This is a genomic window from Taibaiella soli, from assembly GCF_003236175.1.
Taxonomy (GTDB): Bacteria; Bacteroidota; Bacteroidia; order Chitinophagales; family Chitinophagaceae; genus QKTW01.
Map to the genome: position 1 here is coordinate 92794 of NZ_QKTW01000027.1, position 19328 is coordinate 112121.

The following is a 19328-nucleotide window of genomic DNA, read 5'->3' on the forward strand; positions in this document are numbered from 1 at the left end:
CGCATACAATCAGCGGGTTATTGCAAATATAACTTTTAGCTGAAAAACTATTTCTTAAAACAAAGTAAAAAAGCATAAAGTCCAAAGATTCAGGCACAAAGCATAAATTTTTTCACGTCGCATGCAAACATGCCCCTGTTGCCGGTTTTTTCTTGAGCGGCGAGCGAGCTGCCTTCTGTATTGCGCTTTGCGTGGAAAAAACGGCAGGGTTTTTGCTCAGCTATAAACTAAGGCCCGGGCCCCGAAAAAATAAATTGATTCTTTTACTGAATAACATTCAATGACGCTATTTCATTTAAGGTTATGCGATGCCATCAGAAATGATGGATTGAAGTCTTTTAATCAGGACATGAATGGGTATTTCCCCCGCGACCAGGACGGAAATCCATTAGTAGTCGACAGTGGTAATGACGACGGGAGTATTACCATAGGATATATACAAGATAAAAAAAGAAAAGCAATTAAGGTCTGGGAGAAAACAGATCCGGCACGTACGGCACAATATGCTGCTGCGGCAGATATACTTGGGCGGAGTCCTTCCCGTTTCTTTATTCCATATAAGTTTCGCGAAAAAGCTTTGTTGCTGGAACAACAACAGCTTGATATTTTAATCACCGACTGGATCAATCACGATTCGCTGAAAGACTATATTTCGAGATGCCTCGGCAGACCGGAACGACTGCTTATAATTGCTGATGCGTATGCCCGGATGCAGATGGAATTACAACAAACATTAGATCAATATTATTTTGGTCCGGAATCCATCATCGTTACTTCTGATGCACAGCTTTTGATTGGCGATTATAAATTCCGTGAGGCAAACCATTCAGGAAATAAAAGCGGATTCCGTTACGATGGTTATGCATCAACATTGTGTACCTATATTTCAATTAAAGCATTTTCCGAAAAACCACACCTCTGGGATCGTTACTTGCTTAGTACACGTGACGAACTACTTTTTAATCGTGTGGATTTGGCCGATGTAAAACATTCGGCGATTTATCTGAGCTTAAAAGGAACATCAGTTGAAATAGACGGATTACTGGAAATGCTCGTGAATTATTGCGATAATGAAATAAAAACAGATTGGTTGTCTGTTGCGGCGACCCGGCATACAACCAAACAACCATCTTCGTCGAATCAAAAAATTGCGTCGCCTCCTAGAGAAATGGAATTGGCTGCAGCAATAATTGAATCAACACCAGTTTGTGCTCCCGCCGATAAAAAATTAATTGTTCTTACAGATCCTTCGCTTGAGGAACCGTTATCATTTAGCGCAACTGAATTCAAGCCAGCCGATACAAGCAATCCAGTCGATCATCCAACAGCTGAAACATCATCGATACCGATAATTTCAACAAAACGGGAATCAGATAAAACAATAATTGTCCTTACAGATCCTTCACTCGATGAACCGTTGCCGCTTAGCATAACCGAACTAAATCAGGCCGATGCAAGGAATGCAACGGACCATCAAATACCCGAGATCTCGTCGGTAACCGTAGATTCAAACAAAACGGAACCTGATAAGAAAATCTTCACCATTACTGATTCTTCATTTGAAGAGCCGCTTCTACTTGGCTGGCAGGAAGAATTGCAATCCAGGAAGAAGCAGAAACTAATTGAAATTCCAATTGCTGCGCCTCAGCCGGATGTAGCGCAACGAACAAAATCAAAGCAGAAAAGAAAACATAAGAAAAACATCCGCCTTAATCTTAACCTATATAAAGTTGCAGCATGTGCTGTTTTGGTAGTAGTAGGCGGTTATTTTCTAAAGGATAAATTTTTTGGGGACCATATTGCCGTAACGGAGCAAAATGCCGTTGTGGCAAATATTCAAGGTGCTGTTTTGGAGACACCGGTAAGCAAGACGCCGCAAACTAGTCAGAAGCCTAATGTGACTAAAAAGATCACGGATACAATTAAGCATACTTCATTGAGCGTTGGAAAGAAGGTTCAGGTTTTACCAGCTCAGCAGATGGTTGCCAAGTCATCTTCCAAACAAGAGCGCAACGAAGTCCGTTCGCATAAAGAAGTACCGGAGCTGTCAGCCAGCGCATATGTTGCACCCAATCAGCGTAGATCCGGACAATATTATATCAGCAAAACGCCACAATAATAAAAACTAAATGAAACGTATTTTTTACGCGGGTGCTTTTCTTTTGTGCCCTATGTTATTACTTTCCTGCGCAGGCAGTAGAAAGGCGAAAGTGACCAAAGTTGTCAATGCCACCCAGCGAAACGTCGATAAAGAGAATCGCCAGTTAAATGACCTGGATAAAAAATTGCAGGCGCAACTGAAAAACGGAAATGTAGACAGTGCCCTGTTACGTGCATTGCAGCCAAAACTCGATAAGAAACGGAAAGAAAATGCTCAGATGGAAGCCATCGTAGCGGATCTGGAAACCTCGATGAATCATCCGTCGGCTTTCAGAAAGGATTACAAGAAAAAAATGAAATCGCGTGTAGACCTTTTGCAGGAACACAATAAAGGTTCGGGCCACCGTAGTGCTAATTACGGCATGATCGAGGAAACGTTGGAACTTGCCAAACCAGAGACATACGGCTTGAGTGTATTCTTTGGCTCCGGTCAGTACAAAGTGCCGGAACAGCACAAAGCAGAAACAAATAAAGCATTCAGTCCGTTGTTGGATGGTGTTGTAGCAGCGTGCAATAAAAATCCTAAGGAAAAGAAAGATGTTTACATCGTGGTAAGGGGATATGCCGACGAGCAAAATATTCAGGAGGGTACTCCGCTGTATACAGATTTGGTTGCCCAGTTTCAACTTAAGTCGCCCGATCGTCAGCAATTGAATCTTGCCTTGTCTAAACTACGCGCTGACGAATTGAGCCCGGTGATTCAACGACTGTATCGTGAAAAAGCACGTCATAGTAAGAATGCCCGCAACGCGAACGCCTCTTTTTATCAGGAAGGATATGGTGAAGCATTGCCCAATTCCAAAATCAAAGATTATAAAAGTGTGGATGAACGACGGAGAATAGTAGTTGTTTTCTGGAATGTGCTGCCACAGATATAATGTTGTGACAGATCGCAAAAACTTAAGCATACAAAAGAGGCTGCCTTCGGGCAGCCTCTTTACGTTCATAACAAAAAATCAAAAAGATTAATGTTGGATAGCCAGTTTTGTCACTTCCTGCGTATTGCCAGACTCAACTTTGATAAAGTAAAGTCCTGATTGCAGTGAAGAAACATTGATCTCAGTGTTGCCAGACATTTTTACATTTTCTGACTGATACACTTTGTGGCCTGCAATATCAGTGATAACAATGTTTGCGGTACCATTTACATCGCCCCAGCGAACAATCACTTTATTGTTGGCCGGATTTGGATAAAGCAGGTAGGTTGCTTTCGTTACGTTTTCAACGCCGGTTGCTTTCGGTTTAATTTCGTTGGCAGTTTGTCCGAAGCGATAACCGCTGGCAGACGGCTGCGCGCTGGTGATGGTGATATTTGCAATAGGTGTGGTTATATAGTTCATTGATTCAGGGTAAAGTGAGTATGTGCCCAGCGGAATATTGTTGAAAGAGAAATCTCCGTTTACGTCTGTATAAGCAGATGCTACCAGTTGATTATTGTAATCACGCAGATAAACAATGATTCCTGCAATGCCGGTACCTGTTCCTTTATTGGCACCCGCGCTGATATTACCTGAAATAAAGCCCGGACCGCTTGTTACTACACCGTGTTGCATACGGATGTGTTTATCTACAGTGCCCAGACCATTGTGGTAAATTGCAGTTGCAGTACTCCAGTACAAAGACTGTTCGTGGTACGTTGGTACATAACCTGAGCTACCAACTGTCTGATCCAGCATTTTGGCTTTAGTATAATACACACCTGCAGGTTTGTTGCTGAATGAATAATAGCTCCATAAAGAACCGGAAGTATACATAGAGTCAACAGCTGAGAGTGTATTGCTTAATGAATCATATTGGATCAACCATACTTTAAAGCTGTCGATCGATGGGTTGTTAGTAGAATCCACTTTTACATAACCATCGATGATATTGCTTACCTGAATCTGATGTGTCAGTGAATCAACGCAAATCACATTGTTGTTGCTGTCAGTCCATCTAACTTCCAGTGTGGCATAATAAGAACCCGCTGCAGCGTAGGTATGTGTTGGATTCAGCACATTCATTGCTGAAGTTCCGTCACCAAAATACCAGTTGGCATGTTGTACCTGATTAGGGAAATTCGGAGAGTAGTTATAGAACTGATAGCCGCCGCTCACCGGACCGGAAGCAAACGATGCATAGTGACCAGCGCATGGATTGCCGGACTGAATAGTTACAATGTGAGAAACGGAATCAAAACAGCTTTGACCTGTTACTGTTGAATCAACCCAGTATACACTTAAACGTGCTGTATAAGTACCGCCTGCAGGATAAGTATGCACAGGGTTTGCAGCGGAGCTCATAGCTGAACCGTCGCCGAAATTCCACACATAGTTTACAGCCTGGCCTGGATTACCTGATGTAGAAGTGTTGTGGAAAGTAACTGTGTTACCCGATTGACTTGTGTAGAATGTAGCGTGATTGTTAGGGCAGCCTGTACCGGTACTATATGTTGTAACACTCTGGAACATGCTGTCAGTACAAACAAGATTAGTAAGAGTATCTGTAAAAGTTTCGATTAACGTTACATAGTGAGTGCCTGCTGTAGTATAGGTGTGTGTAGGAGACCATGCGTTTGAAGAGGTTCCGTCGCCGAAGTTCCAGGATATGGCAAACTGTGCGCTGGAAGGAGCACTCGATGTGTTTTGGAACACAACAGTGTTGCCACTCACCAATGGATTGAACGTAGCATGCACACCATTACAGGTAATCGGATTTACAGACTGATAAACAGTATCAGCGCAACTGCCATTTGTAGCTACCAGTCTCACTGTGTAGTATCCAAATGAAGCATAAGTGTGTGTGACAGGATTACCTGTGGCAACATTACCATCGCCGAAATTCCAATAATAGGTCATGCCGGAAGTGCCTGCAGGTGTGTTTGCTGTCAGTGTTACAGCACCAGTATTGCCCGAAGGGTAAACAAGAGAAATAGTGCTTGCGCACGGAGGTGCCGTTACTGTAATGGTTTGTGTAGCGGTATCGGTGCAGATGACCGTGTTGGTAAGGCTATCTGTAAGTCTCATGTAGAGTTTTACAGTGTAAGTGCCGGCCGCTGCGTAGTTGTGTCCTACAACGCCCCATACATAAGATTGTGTGCTGCCGTCGCCAAAACTATAACCATAGGTAGGGTAAGCTGTGCCGGGCGCACCTGTAAACGTGGACGTGTTGGTGAAGTTTACATTGTACAGCGATGTGGCGGTAGGCGCTGCTGCATGTGTAAACGACGCCGTACACGTGGCATTACTTGCGTAAGCCGATAGAAGTACTGCTAAAAACAATAAGAGTTTTCTCATAGGTCGTTAGTTTAAAGATTTGAAATTTGATTCAATTATATTGACGCGGAGCTATTGGAAAATGTTAGGATATTTTTAAAAATAATTCTAAAAGGTTTCAGCTAATTCTTGATAATGGTCGTTGTTCGGATTGTAAAGTATTTAAAACCTGAATCTTATAAAATTTTGATCCGGGCCTGGTAGCTCCGGTCAATCTTCGTTGCGACGCAGTACGTTCATCTGCAGCATTTCTATAAAACTCCCCCCAGAACGATAATTTTCAATGACAAATCAATAAATGAACAAAGCCGTTTCCTGAGAAACGGCTTTGTATTATAACGGCAGATCACGATTTGCGCGCTGCAATATCAATCAATCTAAGGACTACAATATCGAAATCTTCACAGTCTGTTGTGTTGTTCCGGTTTGAATTTTAACGAAATAAAGACCTGACTGCAACGCAGCAACATTCAGTTCCGTAGTGCCAGTCATCGGGATGTTTTTTAATTCTTTAACCACGCGACCTGCAACATCAGTTACCGTAATATCAGCCGCTCCGCCAGTTTGTTCCCAACGGATAAAAGTCATGTTTTTAGCAGGGTTAGGGTAGACTACGAAATTGTTTTTCACTACACCTGCAACGCCTGTTTCCTTCGGCTTGATTTCATTGGTTGTTTGGGTAAATACCAGGCCTGTCTGTGAGTTTGAACTACTTGTGATCATCACATTGCTAATTGGCGTAGTCACATAATTCAGCAGTTCGGGATAAACGGAATACACGCCCACAAACAATGTGCCGAATGAGTAATTACCATTCGCATCAGTGTAGGTGTATTTCATCAGCTGGTTATTGATATCGCGCAGCAAAACCAGAATGTTCGCAACACCGTTACCATTTACATCGGCCACTGTGCCAGAAATCGTACCAGGACCAAGTGTCATGGTGCCGCTTTGCATGATGATATCTTTACCAGTAATGGTTACACCTGTATGCACAATATCCGTTGCCTGACTCCAGTAGAGACTTGCACTGTAATATGTCGGTGCGTCGTCCATGCCGGTTTGTGCGCCGGTAGTACGTTTTGCTCTTACGATATAAGTTCCGGAAGGTTGATTTTGGAAACCATAATACGCAACGTAGTTGTTGAGATTATTTTTCTGCGAATCAACTGCCTGATACAAACCTGAAGCGTCTTTTTTATACAGCCAAACCTGTGCAGTATCAATATTTCCCAGCGGTGTTCCTAGTGAATCAAACACGACGTTACCTGAGATGATATTTTGCGGAGCCAGTACTGTTACCGGATTGGTAGTAGAGTCCATACAAATTATATTCAGACTGTTGATGTCGATCCATTTTACTGTCATTTTCACATTGTATGTACCGGCCGCTGCGTAAGCATGTGTTACGGCAAACGTTGCGTTGGAAGTAGCGCCATCGCCAAAGTCCCAGTGTGTTTCCAGCGACTGGCCCTGGAAAGTAGCAGAGGTGTTATTGATGTTTGCAGTAGAGTAGCTGATGCTTACAACATTATAATTTGCGATGTGTCCGCCGCAAGTATTAATCACCTGAATAACATTGCTAACGGTGTATACACAAGCCGGATTGCTGGCAGAGTCGATTGCTGTAAGCGTTACGGTGTAAGTGCCGGTGCTGGTATAGTTATGCGTTACATTAGCGCCTGTTCCTGTATAGCCATCACCGTAAATCCAGCTGTAGTGCATGTTCTGTGTGCCGGAAGGATTGCTGGCAACAAATTGCACGTCTCCGTTATTGCTGGCGTCAATCGCAGTGCTGAAAATACTTTGACACGGCGTTGCAGGGCCAGTAACGGTTACTTGTTTATCTGCTGTATCGGTACATACCAGCAAACCGTGGATGGTATCAATAACCGATATGGCAAGTTTAGCATAGTAAGTTCCGGGCGTTGCATAAATATGGTTGGTCGTATAATTTCCCTGGCTGGTGTAATTAGCGCTGCCATCGCCAAATACCATCGTCAGAAATGCGGCATTACCAGTGGGAAGTGGTGTATTCCAGGTTGCACCGGTTAGAAAATTTACATTTTGGAGACTGGCGCTGACTGGTGTTTGGGTAGCGGAGAAACCGGCCGAGCATTGTGCGTCGGCAGAATAGATGGTCAATAGAGCGGCAAAGAACGTAAGGATTTTTTTCATAGGCTTTTGAAATATGTGGTATAAAAATAACAAAATCGCTGATATCTGATGTCTTTCGGTGTAAATGGCAAGGCTATCAATGAGTATCAAACGTGTTTCATCTTACTTTTTTCTGAAAAAAAAGCAACCAAAAATTCAAAGCCTAAAGAGATTCCGGCTAAAATGAAAAGGTAAACAGTCGTTGTGAGAAGGTACAACGCAGCAATTTATAGCTTACTACCGAAGAGATGTATGCTTTTAACGCCTGCGTTTCCTCAGGCCGGTTGTGTTGCGTAAATTCTGTTTAGTTGATTATCGCCTGCTTGCTTGTGTAATTTCATTTTCAATGCGCAGCTGAAGTTCGGACAATGCTTTCTTGCAATCGTCAACCGTTTCTTGTGCCCATTTTTTATTGATTCCTGTCTGCGTTTGTGTTTGCAGATCATTGTAACCAAAGGTGGTCCAGGTCGGATGATCCTGCGTGCGGTTTTCAAAACCTGCATCTTTAAAGCTCAACCGGTATTTGCCATTGGTCGGAGTAACTACAATTTCCACTCTCATCCTTCGTTGCTCCGGCATAAAAGAACCTGCTTTATCACTCATTGGAATGATGGCTCTGTAAACAATGCGACTGAGGTCATCGTCTTCCGAAAGCATCATGCCGTTACCATCATTAAATACTTTGTCCAGTGCATTTTTTACCGCCACACCCAATGCATTTGCAGGTACACCATTCGCATCAATCACCTGATCCACATCAAAACCGTCGTTGGCCAGTTTGTAGTTGTAATGCATCAGCGTATGGTTATCGAGCTCTTCTGTCAGATCAATTTGAAACGTACGTTTCCCGTCATACAAGCCGGCATAATAAAATGGCGCATCTTCCTTTACGTACTTCGTAATATTTTTGATTGTTCCGAAATACTGCTCGTTATTTGTAAATAACGAATCTCCGACCGCTACTTTTTCGCCGTTGTACATCAAATATTGCAGGTGCTTCTGGTATTTACCGATCTTGTCGGGATTGATTGAAACACCTTCTTTCATTGTCTGTGCAAACACAGAACCCGAGGCCGACAGCAGTAAAACAAAAAATAGTCTTCTCATGTAGTTCATTGGAACGATGACAAATTACAGCAAATTGCATCAGCTTTCAGCGGCGCCGGCGCAAATTTTCACAACAGTTTACCAGAATTTTTGCGAAGAAGGTAAATATTCCGCAGGAATTAGGTAATTTTTATAACTGAAAAGCCATTCAATCCAGTTTCAATGAAAATAGCCTCCATCCTTACTGCCGGACTTTTGGCATTATCCTTCGGTGTATTTGCGCAAACCGAAGATCTCAAACAAAACATTCAAAAAATTACGGCAGGTAAAAAAGCCGAAGTTGGCATATCCATACGCGGCATCGAGAATGGGAAAACGGTCAGCATCAATGGTAATAAGCATTACCCGATGCAAAGCGTATTTAAATTTCCGATTGCGCTGACTGTATTGCATCAGGTAGATGCCGGCAAATTGAAACTGGAACAGCTGATCACCATCAAACGAAGTGAACTATTACAAGATACCTGGAGTCCGTTGCGTGAAAAATATCCGAAAGGCGACGTGAAAATTCCGTTGTCTGAAATTATTCAATACACAGTATCGCAGAGCGATAATAATGGTTGTGACGTGTTGTTGCGGTTAATTGGCGGACCGGCTGTGGTTAACGATTATATTCATAGCCTGGGCGTTAAAGATATCGCTATTAAAGCAAACGAAGAGGCGATGCATAAAGACTGGAATGTCCAATTTACAAACTGGTGTGCTCCCGATGCAATGACCGCTTTATTAATCAAGTTTTATCAACAGAAAATTTTGCAGCCAACGACACATGCGTTTTTGTGGAAGACAATGGCAGAAACCACTACAGGCAAGAATAGAATTCGGAAACTATTGCCTGCCGGAACAATTGTGGCCGATAAAACAGGATCTTCTGGTGCCAATAAACAGGGGATTACAGCTGCGCTGAATGATGTCGGAGTCGTTACATTGCCCAACAGCCAGCATTTTGCAATCACCATATTTGTGTCTGATTCTAAAGAAAACAATGATACCAACGAACAGATCATTGCAGATATAGCAAAAGCTGCCTGGGATTATTTTATAAAATTATAGAGACGTTGTGCGCAACGTCTCTAGTTCATGATCTTTAGTAATGCTAAAGGTTACAGATTAACCCCGCCTGATACCTCAATTCTTTGTCCCGTAACCCATTTGGCATCATCAGTGCAAAGAAAGGCTACAACACTGCCAATATCATCAGCTTGTCCTACACGACCAAGGGCTGTTTGCGAAGCGAGAAAGGCTTTGCGTTGCGGATCTGTACGTATAGCTGCGTTGTTGAAATCTGTTTCTGTAGCGCCCGGAGCAATCACGTTAGATCGAATGCCACGGTTGCCCAGTTCTTTAGCGATATACCGCGACAACACTTCAACGGCACCCTTATTGGACGCATATGCGGAATAACCCGGTACCACAAAACGTGTAGAGCCTGATGAAACAAATACAATACCACCACCGTCATTCATAACTGGCAATGATTTTTGCGTCAGGAAATAAACACCTTTAAAATGGACGTTGGTGAAATTGTCAAAGTCTGCCTCGGTAACCTGCATAAACGGAATCGTTGCACCCATACCACCGTTATTGATCAGGAAATCGAATTTGTCAGTGCTCCAGTTTGTTTGCAAAGTTTCTTTTACCTGTTGCACAAAACCATCCAGCGAAGCGATATCACCAACATTAACCTGTAGCAGAGCAGCCTTTCCGCCCATGCTTTCCAATTCCTTTACTACTTTTTCACCTTCTTCTTTGTTGCTATAGTAAGTCAGGATCACGTCAATGCCTTTTCTGCAAAGAGAAAGCGCCATATCTCTGCCCAGTCCACGGCTGCCGCCAGTTACCAGTGCTATTTTTTTCTGTGCCATAAATTGATTTAAATTGGTTCACAAAGCTATCGCTGGTCCGGGAACCAGCGATAACACAAAGCAAACAATAAGTTAAGAAATTCAAACATTATAGAAAGCTTACCGCCCCGGTTTGAATATTGTAATAGGCGCCCACAATTTTTATTTCTCCTTTATCTTCCATTTCTTTCAAGATCGGACTGTTAGTTCTTATTTCACTGATCGTGTGCAATACGTTGTTTTTGGCAACTTGTTCTACATAAGCTGGATTTTTTGAAGTCTTTTCTCCCGAAAAATCCGCAGATTTTGCCACCGCCGGTTGAATGTTTGCCAGCATACCAGTGATATTGCCCAGTTTCACATTATCAATAGCGCCTTTAACAGCACCGCAGGATTCATGTCCCAGTACCAGGATTAATTTGGCGCCGGAAACCTTACAGCCAAATTCCATGCTACCCAATATATCTCGGTTCGAGAAATTGCCAGCTACGCGTGCCACAAACAAGTCGCCAATTCCTTTGTCAAATACGTCTTCAACCGGAATACGGCTATCGAGACAAGAAAGGATTACCGCTTTAGGAAACTGACCCGGAGCTGCATTACGCACCATCGCCGAGTGATCGCGCGAGGTAATATTGTTGGTCATAAACCGCTGGTTGCCTTCTTTCAGACTTGCGATAACCATATCTGGTGTAAGCGCTTTTTGCTCTTCGGCCGTGAGTACTCTTTCGCGTAATGGTGGTGGCGCCGCTTCCGGCGCGGTTTTGACCGTGTCAGTTTTTGCGGTGTTGTCATTGCTGGGATTGCTGCATGCAAGCAGTGTGGTGGCTATCGCGATAGCCATAAAAAAAGTGTTTTTCATGTTTGATGGTTAGATTTGAAAGTTTATAAATATAATAAAAATCAAAAAGTCAAGTATTCGCTGTATCATGAATACGGATCAATAGCTTTGAGCTGTTGCGTTGTGTTAAGAACTTTCTTAAACAAGGCGAACCGTCCACTTATTACTGATAACTTAGAACTCAGAACTCAGAACTATACCAAACATGAAACTGCTCCGTATCATTTTATTAACCGTTCCCTTTCTTTTTGCATTCCGTAAAGAGGTATCGGCTCAAAGCATACCCAGTTTAAATCAGGGTGGCACACAACAGGAAAGTTATTTCACCACTTTGCCTTATGAGCTCGTCAAAGGGAAAATCGTTATCACAGTTACCGTTAATGGTAAAGCCCGGAAATTTATACTAGATACAGGTGCGCCGCTTTCCATCACAGAAAGCTTGTATGATGAATTGCATCCAGCTACGCTAGGGAATGTTGAAATAGCCGATCAGTCGGGCAAAAAAGATAGTATTGCAGTAGTGCGTGTACCTGCGGTGGAAATAGGTGGTGTTACATTCTCTGATGTACCAGCGATTGTTGCCAAAAATGCGAAGATTCTTTTTGAATGTTTTGGTGTCGACGGATTTATTGGAAGTAATCTGTTGCGCAATTCTATAGTGCAGTTTGACGACCGTAATAAACAGGTCACGCTTACGAATGATGCTTCTAAACTTTCACTCAGCAAGAAAAAATCGATGCCGCTGGAATTAACTCCCGGTCAAAGCAATCCCTTTATAAAAGTCTATTTGAAAAAAGGCAAACAAACCGTTTCCGATAATATCCTTTTTGACTCAGGCGCCGATGGATTTTATGAGATCTCTATGAATTCCTATAAGTTGTTTGCTGAAAAATCGACCGTCATTGATAGTGTTGTCAAAAGCTTCGGAAGCTACACGGGTGGCTTATACGGCACCTCCATCGCGCAGGAAAATTATATGATGAAAATCCCCGAGTTTGTCGTTGCAAAAATGAAATTTACGAACGCCATTTCAAGAACTACTTACAGTAAAGAATCCCGAATAGGAAGCAAAGTGTTGAACTATGGTAAAGCTACACTCGATTATAAGGATAAGCTGTTTTATTTTGAACCTTATGGTGGTGTAACTGTTGCAGATCTCAGTGAAAAGGTATGGCCAATTCAACCTGCATTAGGCAACGATAAAATGATTGTCGGCATTGTATGGGATCAATCACTGGCCGGAAAAATAAATGCTGGCGATGAAATTTTATCTTACGACGATCTCGACTATTCCAAAATGAGCGTTTGTGAAATGATTGTTACAGAGCGGAAATCAGAAAAGGAAAAAGCAATGCTTGTACTTAAAGACGTGAAAACCGGAGCAGAGAAGAGGGTAGAGATTGAGAAGAAATAAACTTTATTGTTGGCAGCTAGCTGTTTTTTTGAAGAGGCACAACATAGGGAACAGATTTCGTGTTTAATGCGCGCGTTATGTTGGAGACTTGTCGTAATCTGATTTGGCGTTTAATGCGCCATAGAAAATTCCAATACATCAAATAGACAAGTCTGTCTATTTAGGTCCTACCTTTGGGTCATGAAACCAAGAGGACAAATCGTGACAGATAAAATACTCGACACGGCCGAGCGGCTTTTTTATGCCCAAGGTTATTGTAATACGGGTATTAATCAGGTCATAGAAGAAGCAGACATCGCGAAAGCCTCTCTGTACAAACATTTCGAAACAAAGACAGATTTGCTGGTAGCATACGTTCAGCGCACACACGAGCGCTGGTTTGAACGATTGGAAACAGCCATCAACAAAGTAACTGATCCGAAGGGCAAACTGCTGGCAATTTTCGACCACCATGCAGAACGCCAGAAAGTCCGCGAATTTGGCGGATGTCCGTTTATCAAAGCAAATGATGAAGCAGGCATGAGTGATCCGCGCGTGCTGGAGGAAATCCAAGAAGCGAAGCTGCACAGCAAAGACATCATCAAAAAGCTCGTTGCGCAATCAGGACATAAAAAGCTACTAACTGATCAGGACTTAACAGAATTAATATTCCTTAGTCTGGAAGGTTCCATTACGTCCGCTTCAGTTTTCAAAACTTCCGCCGATATACTCGCTGCAAAAAAAATCATCCAAAAACTGCTTTAAGATGAAAGAGGTAAAGAACAAATGGCTGGAGCTGATTATCGTGCTTTCGGCCCCATTACTTTCCGTAATAGATGTGTTCATCATTAATGTTGCCATACCTGCTATTAAGAAAGGAGTACATGCTACAGATGCCCAGATCCAGCTCGTTATAGCCGGCTATTTATTGGGTTATGCAGCATTTCTGATTACAGGCGGCAGAGCGGGAGATCATTTCGGAAGGAAAAAAGTATTCTTCTGGGGTATGTTTGCATTTACACTTGCATCGTGTTTATGCGGACTGTCAACTTCTGCATTACAGCTGAATGTGACGAGATTTTTTCAAGGTTTAAGTGCCTCATTTATGGTACCGCAGACGATCGCCTTTGTACAAGTACTTTTTACCGATACCAAAGAACGGGCGAAAGCGTTTGCGCTTTATGGTATTACGTTGGGAGTTGCAGCTGCAATCGGCCAGGCACTGGGTGGTTATTTATCTGATACACACTGGGCCATTGCGGGCTGGCGGCTCATATTCTTTATTAATCTTCCGATCGGCATCCTCACACTTTGGGCAACGCATAAATATGTGACTGAAACGAAGAAGCATCAAAACACAAAATTTGATTATTCCGGTATTGCGATTCTGACTTTAGGATTATTTTGTTTGATTTATCCATTGATCCAAGGTCGTGAAGCGGGATGGCCATTGTGGAGCGTTGGCCTGATTGTATTATCATTCGGTATTTTTTCCTTCTTTATTTACAATCAGAAACGAAAGCTGGCGCGGAATGAAAATCCATTGATAGACGTGCGACTGTTCCGTATAAAGGATTTCAACATTGGGCTGTTAGCGGTACTGTTTCATTTTATGCTGCATACCGCCTATCTGTTGTTGAGCGCTGTATATCTTCAAAATGGTCTGGGTGTTTCTGCGCTTGATTGCGGATTGTATTTTATTGTACCGGGATTGTTATTCGTTGCCTCTTCTGTATTGGCTTCGAGGTTGATTGTGCGGTTTGGGAAACGTGTGTTGCAAGTGGGCGTGGTTATTCTGGCGATTGCATTTTATACACAGATGATGCTTTGGAAGCCCGGAGCTAATGCCTGGCTGATCGTGAGTTTGATGGGTGTCTGGGGATTGGGAAACGGACTGGTTTTGCCTTCGCTTTTAAACCTCGCACTTAAAAATGTACCCGCTCAATATGCAGGAGCAGCAGCTGGCGTATATTCAACTTTTCAGCAAACAGCTTCAGCGCTCGGTGTAAGTATTATTGGCGGCGTATTTTTCTATTATTCCAGGAATGGTTGGCAGGTAGCATATCACGCTGGTGTGGTTGGTTTGCTGGTGAGTCTGGCGTTAGTGAGTTTAATGTTGTATCTCTTGCCGGATAGAAAAGCATCGCAGCAGGGTACTTCGAAAATCAATGCAGTTGAAGCTGAAAAAGCCGAAGTACTGATTCTTGATTAATGATGCGTTCTAAGACGAAATAGCCGCAAATATTTAATATTGGTAATTCCAGGAAATGAAAATGCAAACTGAAGAAAATAAACGTCTGACGTATAAAGATATGCCATCGCCGGTTGGATGTCTCCGGCTTATCGCTAGCGAAGCCGGTCTGACAGCGGTGTTGTGGGAAGGTGAAAATTACCAGCGAACAAAACTTATCGATCCCGAACGAGACGACAATAATTCAATATTGCTGCAGACAGAACAGCAACTAGACGGTTATTTTCGGAAAGAAAGAGTCGAGTTTGATCTTCCGCTTGATTTTAAAGGAACGGAATTTCAGGTGAAAGTCTGGCAGGCACTGCTGGAAATACCTTATGGCGCAACCAAAACATATGGCGAGTTAGCGCGTTTGCTCGGAGATTTGAAAGCCGTACGGGCGGTTGGAGGAGCGCTGAATAAAAATCCGATTTCGATTATTGTTCCTTGTCACCGAATTGTGGGGACTTCCGGAAAATTGGTTGGTTTCGCAGGTGGTCTGGAAAATAAAGCTATGCTGCTTGAACTGGAAAGCGGTCACAGAGCACCCAAACTTTTTTAAATCAGAATTTGATCGTGAAAACAAAGAAGACAGTTAAGAAGGCGCTACCGGAAGTTTTCAATCAGGAAAATTTCTATCGATTATGCGATCATCTGGCCGGTTTGGATGAGGACTTGAAATTGATTTTAGATAAGCACGGCTATCCACCCATGTGGACACGCGAAAACAGTTTAGAAACACTGGTGCACATTGTGCTCGAACAACAAGTGTCGTTGGCATCGGCACTAGCAGCCTTAAATAAACTGAAAGAGAAAATAAAAATCATTACACCTGACAACATACTTCAGTTGACGGATGATGAAATGAGAGCTTGTTTTGTAAGCCGGCAAAAAACAATTTACATCAGAGGAATGGCCCAGGCCATCAAAAGCAATGAAATCAATCTTGAGGTATTACCTGATTTGCCGTCTGATGAAGTTCGCAAGATCCTTATCAATCTAAAAGGCATCGGCAACTGGACAATCGATGTATACCTTATGTTCACGCTGCAAAGAGCAGATGTTTTTCCTATTGGGGATCTGGCTGCTGTCAATGCGCTGAAACGATTAAAGAAGCTTGATCCTGAGATGAATAGGGAAGCGTTGCTTGAAATCACTCATAACTGGAAACCCTTGCGGTCGGTGGCTTCTATGATGTTGTGGCATTATTATTTGTCGCAGTCAAAAGTCAAAAAAACAGAGAAGAAACAAGATAGAGAATAATGTTGCAGCATTGTATTTTATTGACGTGATTATATACTAAGGGCACCAACGTTTGCTTATTGGATTTCGCGTGGTAAGAAGATTGGCAAATACGAATCGGCGTTGAACACGACTTATTCGATTTGATTTTTGAGGGATGTTTTAATGTTCAGTTGTGCCGGTATATCTGAATAATTTTGCTTCTAATTAGGCTGTAGCACAACAAAAAGCATTGTGGGAATTGCTTTACTCGCATGGATTTGTTTGATGCTTCTTAAACAGCATAAAAACAAAGCAATGCAAGAATTTAAATTAGAGAATGATTTTGATGAAAGGTTGAAATCGAAGAAAAACGAACAGCTTGCAAATGATTTCTCCAACAATTGCTACACTGCGAGAAGATTTTATTCGAGTAATAACTGGGATAACATAATTGCCAAAGTGATAGAAGCAGCTGGTTACCCGCTTACAGTAGAAGAAATTCGCGAAGTTCTGGAGCACAAGTCGCTTCTTCCGATTCCTGTGGATTCAACAAAGCACGTATATCCTAAAATATTGCATGCCCAGAAAAGGGAAGTTATTGAACAATATCGCATTTCCGGAGATCGAAAATTGTATTACTGCCTTCCTTCATGGATAGATTCATACGAACTTTTAAAAGAGGAGTTTAGGTGTAATGCATTGGTTTTAGAAGAGTCGTGTTAGGCGTCTCAATTGGGTTGTTTCCCAATCGATCCTGGTTTTAAATTGAATTTTGCAGGTAATGTGAAAAGGATGGAAGATAGTTTCTGCCCTTTGATTTATACCTTTTATACGTCCTTATTATTCGTTTTGTCTGCTAAGAATTTTGGCTACTATTGAATCCTGATGTGCATGTCAGATCTTGTTTTTTTCGCCTAACTTAGGTAAACATAAAACCGAAGCCAGGTTTTATACAATTGCACCGAAGGTTTTCAGCGGACAAAAATTCAGCGATGATAGAGATAGACTATACGCTAACACCGGACGCAGGATTTCTGGAACGTATCGCCAGTCAATTTAGCAAAGCCTATGGCGAAGAAGTATGTATCCGGAATAACGGACTGGTGTTTCCTCCGGCACTGGCTACGGGCAAATACGAGTTCTACAGCATCGATCCTGGTTTGGGCATGCTTATCGTCGATTGTCAGTTTCACCGGGGTATAAAATTCAAACGTCAACCCGCGCGTATCAATTATTTTCATGCGCTTAGTTTTAATCTAAGCACAATTTCGCTGCTGGTAAACCGCCAGGGCAAAACATCAGTGCATATCGGCGATAGCTGGAAAAAGAAAATTTTGTACAGCACATCCGAAAAAGATCTGGAATGGAGTGCTCCGGCTGGCAGTTCCATCAAAATGGTGGTGATTTATCTTACCCGAGCGTGGTTGCAAAAACACTATAGGATAGAAAACATTCCGGATCGGCTACCATATTCTAAGGAATTTTCAATGGATTTACCACTTCAGTTCAGCCTCGATCTGGATCTGGAGTTCCTTTTGATCTTACAGGATATTATTCACAACCCCGCACCGCGGTACATGAGCAAGCTCTACTACGAAGGCACTATCCGCAGATTGATTGCGGTGGCGGCCAGTCGGTTGGCATACCATCCCGAGGCAGAACTGAAACTTCATTATTCCGATGTAGTAAAAATCGTCAATGCGGTAGCGCAGATTGAGAACGTACCAGAGTTGCAGCTTCCTGCCCTTGACGATCTCGCGCAGCAATGTCTGATGGGTCGGTCAAAATTTGAAAAGTTATTTAAAGCCATCTATGGAAAGAGCTACCTTGATTTTTTTCATGGCCAGAAAATGAAAAAGGCCGCCGCGCTGTTGCAAAAAGAGTGGGGCATCTCCGAATCTGCTGCTGCTGTGGGTTTTAACGATCTCAACCATTTCACGAAAGTTTTCAAAAACTTCTTTAAGATCACGCCAAAACTATACCAGTTAAAAACAAAAAAGCAAACTGGAAAAAATGATAGAGATTGATTTTTATTACAGCGTCAGTAAAAACTATCTGATAAAATTTGTGGAAGTCTTAAACAAGGCTTCCGGCGAAAAGGCGACGCAAAAAGGAAACAGGATTTATCTGCAGCCTTCAATAGCAGATGGATTTCTTGAATTTCATGAATTTCAAGAAGGTATTTCTGTTTTAATCACGGACTGTACGCTCCGGCAGGAGCTTAGGTTTCGGCAAATGAATGTTTCCGGCAACGATACTTACCGGATTGTATTTAATATAGGTCAGCCAATTCCGATCATTATGGAAAATGGTCAGAAGATAGTATTGGGCAGTGATTTTGCCGAAGCTGTAATGTTCACATCTCACACTGCTGAATTGAGCGGTATTGTGGCGACCGGTACGGTAGTAAAAACGATCACTATTATTTTCCACAGAACCTGGGCCATTGATCATCTGCTGCACAATGCGGTTCCGCTACGGGTGACACGGCTGCAACTGTTTGCCAACAATATGCCGATGCAGTTCACCACGCACCTGGATCTGCAGTGCTATGAACTGGCTTGTGAAATGCTGACACAACGCGCACCGGCAATGGTATTGCCACACCTGCTGGAGGGATATACTTACCAGATGGCCGCTTTATTTTTCAATAGCGTAGTGGAGGACGAAGTCGGCGAAAAACGTTTTATCTCAGAAGCTGCCATGCGGGTCATTCAATTGAAAGAACGGCTGGAACAGAATCTCAGTGAAGAATTGCCAACGCTCAATGATGCCGCAACTATTTGCCTTATGAGCAAAAATCGTTTTGCAGACATGTTCAAATCCTTATTTGGTAACAGTTACGCGGCATTTTTCCTCGACCTGAAAATGAAAAAAGCAAAAGAGTTGCTTCGCACAGGCAGTTCTGTTGCAGATACTGGTTATGAGGTTGGCTATTCTAACGTAAGCCATTTTGTAAAAACATTCCGAAGGCATTTCGGCATTACTCCTGGCGTTTATCAGGCACAACGTGGCTGATATCTTACCTCTTGCTCAGTTGTTTTCTGTTTTTGCATGAAAAAAATGGGCTAAAAGCACATCAACAAAAAAAGAACTCACGAAAACAACTCTAAACAAG

General features: G+C 42.6%; 16 protein-coding genes. 11 read left to right on the plus strand and 5 right to left on the minus strand.

The annotated features are described in order from the left end of the window. Positions 1-280 precede the first annotated feature (280 nt). Together DN068_RS20205 and DN068_RS20210 are read left to right on the plus strand one after the other, a co-directional pair. On the plus strand, positions 281-2119 hold the full coding sequence (locus DN068_RS20205; protein WP_123985427.1) for a hypothetical protein: 1839 nt from the start codon (positions 281-283) through the stop codon (positions 2117-2119). Positions 2120-2129: 10 nt separating this feature from the next. Next, positions 2130-3038, plus strand: coding sequence for an OmpA family protein (locus DN068_RS20210; RefSeq protein WP_123985428.1), 909 nt, complete (start codon positions 2130-2132; stop codon positions 3036-3038). 87 nt (positions 3039-3125) lie between these two features. Here the strand turns inward: DN068_RS20210 and DN068_RS20215 are convergent, their stop codons facing one another. From DN068_RS20215 to DN068_RS20225, 3 genes are all read right to left on the minus strand, one after another. Beyond that, the gene (locus tag DN068_RS20215; RefSeq protein ID WP_111000762.1) at positions 3126-5435 is read right to left on the minus strand and encodes a PKD domain-containing protein; all 2310 of its coding nucleotides are present in this window, start codon (positions 5433-5435) and stop codon (positions 3126-3128) included. Positions 5436-5798: 363 nt separating this feature from the next. Then, complete coding sequence (locus DN068_RS20220; RefSeq protein WP_111000763.1) at positions 5799-7592, minus strand: PKD domain-containing protein; 1794 nt, start codon at positions 7590-7592, stop codon at positions 5799-5801. A 291-nt stretch (positions 7593-7883) separates the two neighbouring features. Beyond that, positions 7884-8678, minus strand: coding sequence for a hypothetical protein (locus DN068_RS20225; RefSeq protein WP_123985429.1), 795 nt, complete (start codon positions 8676-8678; stop codon positions 7884-7886). Positions 8679-8840: 162 nt separating this feature from the next. Between DN068_RS20225 and bla the strand changes: the two genes are divergently transcribed. Beyond that, complete coding sequence (bla, locus tag DN068_RS20230; RefSeq protein WP_111000765.1) at positions 8841-9731, plus strand: class A beta-lactamase, subclass A2; 891 nt, start codon at positions 8841-8843, stop codon at positions 9729-9731. A gap of 50 nt (positions 9732-9781) precedes the next feature. Here the strand turns inward: bla and DN068_RS20235 are convergent, their stop codons facing one another. Beyond that, the gene (locus DN068_RS20235; RefSeq protein ID WP_111000766.1) at positions 9782-10543 is read right to left on the minus strand and encodes an SDR family NAD(P)-dependent oxidoreductase; all 762 of its coding nucleotides are present in this window, start codon (positions 10541-10543) and stop codon (positions 9782-9784) included. An 88-nt stretch (positions 10544-10631) separates the two neighbouring features. Beyond that, positions 10632-11384: a carbonic anhydrase family protein gene (locus DN068_RS20240; RefSeq protein ID WP_207799069.1), complete on the minus strand. Its 753-nt coding sequence runs from the start codon at positions 11382-11384 to the stop codon at positions 10632-10634. 184 nt (positions 11385-11568) lie between these two features. Between DN068_RS20240 and DN068_RS20245 the strand changes: the two genes are divergently transcribed. The 8 genes from DN068_RS20245 (at position 11569) to DN068_RS20280 (ending at position 19228) form a co-directional block, all read left to right on the plus strand. Next, complete coding sequence (locus DN068_RS20245; protein ID WP_111000767.1) at positions 11569-12777, plus strand: retropepsin-like aspartic protease; 1209 nt, start codon at positions 11569-11571, stop codon at positions 12775-12777. Between the two features lie 180 nt (positions 12778-12957). Further along, on the plus strand, positions 12958-13521 hold the full coding sequence (locus DN068_RS20250) for a TetR/AcrR family transcriptional regulator (RefSeq protein ID WP_111000768.1): 564 nt from the start codon (positions 12958-12960) through the stop codon (positions 13519-13521). A gap of 1 nt (position 13522) precedes the next feature. Beyond that, entirely contained in the window at positions 13523-14968 is a 1446-nt protein-coding gene (locus DN068_RS20255) for an MFS transporter (RefSeq protein WP_111000769.1), read from the plus strand. Between the two features lie 55 nt (positions 14969-15023). Continuing rightward, positions 15024-15548, plus strand: a complete 525-nt coding sequence (locus DN068_RS20260) for a methylated-DNA--[protein]-cysteine S-methyltransferase (protein WP_243630350.1) — start codon at positions 15024-15026, stop codon at positions 15546-15548. A gap of 14 nt (positions 15549-15562) precedes the next feature. After that, positions 15563-16249 carry a DNA-3-methyladenine glycosylase family protein gene (locus DN068_RS20265; RefSeq protein WP_111000872.1) on the plus strand — a complete coding sequence of 229 codons (687 nt, stop codon included), beginning with the start codon at positions 15563-15565 and terminating at the stop codon, positions 16247-16249. Between the two features lie 213 nt (positions 16250-16462). After that, a complete protein-coding gene (locus DN068_RS20270; protein ID WP_123985430.1) occupies positions 16463-16933 on the plus strand; it encodes a hypothetical protein in 471 nt (156 codons plus the stop codon). A 269-nt stretch (positions 16934-17202) separates the two neighbouring features. Next, positions 17203-18237: a helix-turn-helix transcriptional regulator gene (locus tag DN068_RS20275; protein ID WP_111000771.1), complete on the plus strand. Its 1035-nt coding sequence runs from the start codon at positions 17203-17205 to the stop codon at positions 18235-18237. Continuing rightward, positions 18224-19228 (plus strand): helix-turn-helix domain-containing protein, encoded by a 1005-nt coding sequence (locus tag DN068_RS20280; RefSeq protein ID WP_111000772.1) that lies wholly within the window; start codon positions 18224-18226, stop codon positions 19226-19228. Before DN068_RS20275 ends, DN068_RS20280 begins: the two co-directional genes overlap by 14 nt. Positions 19229-19328 lie beyond the last annotated feature (100 nt).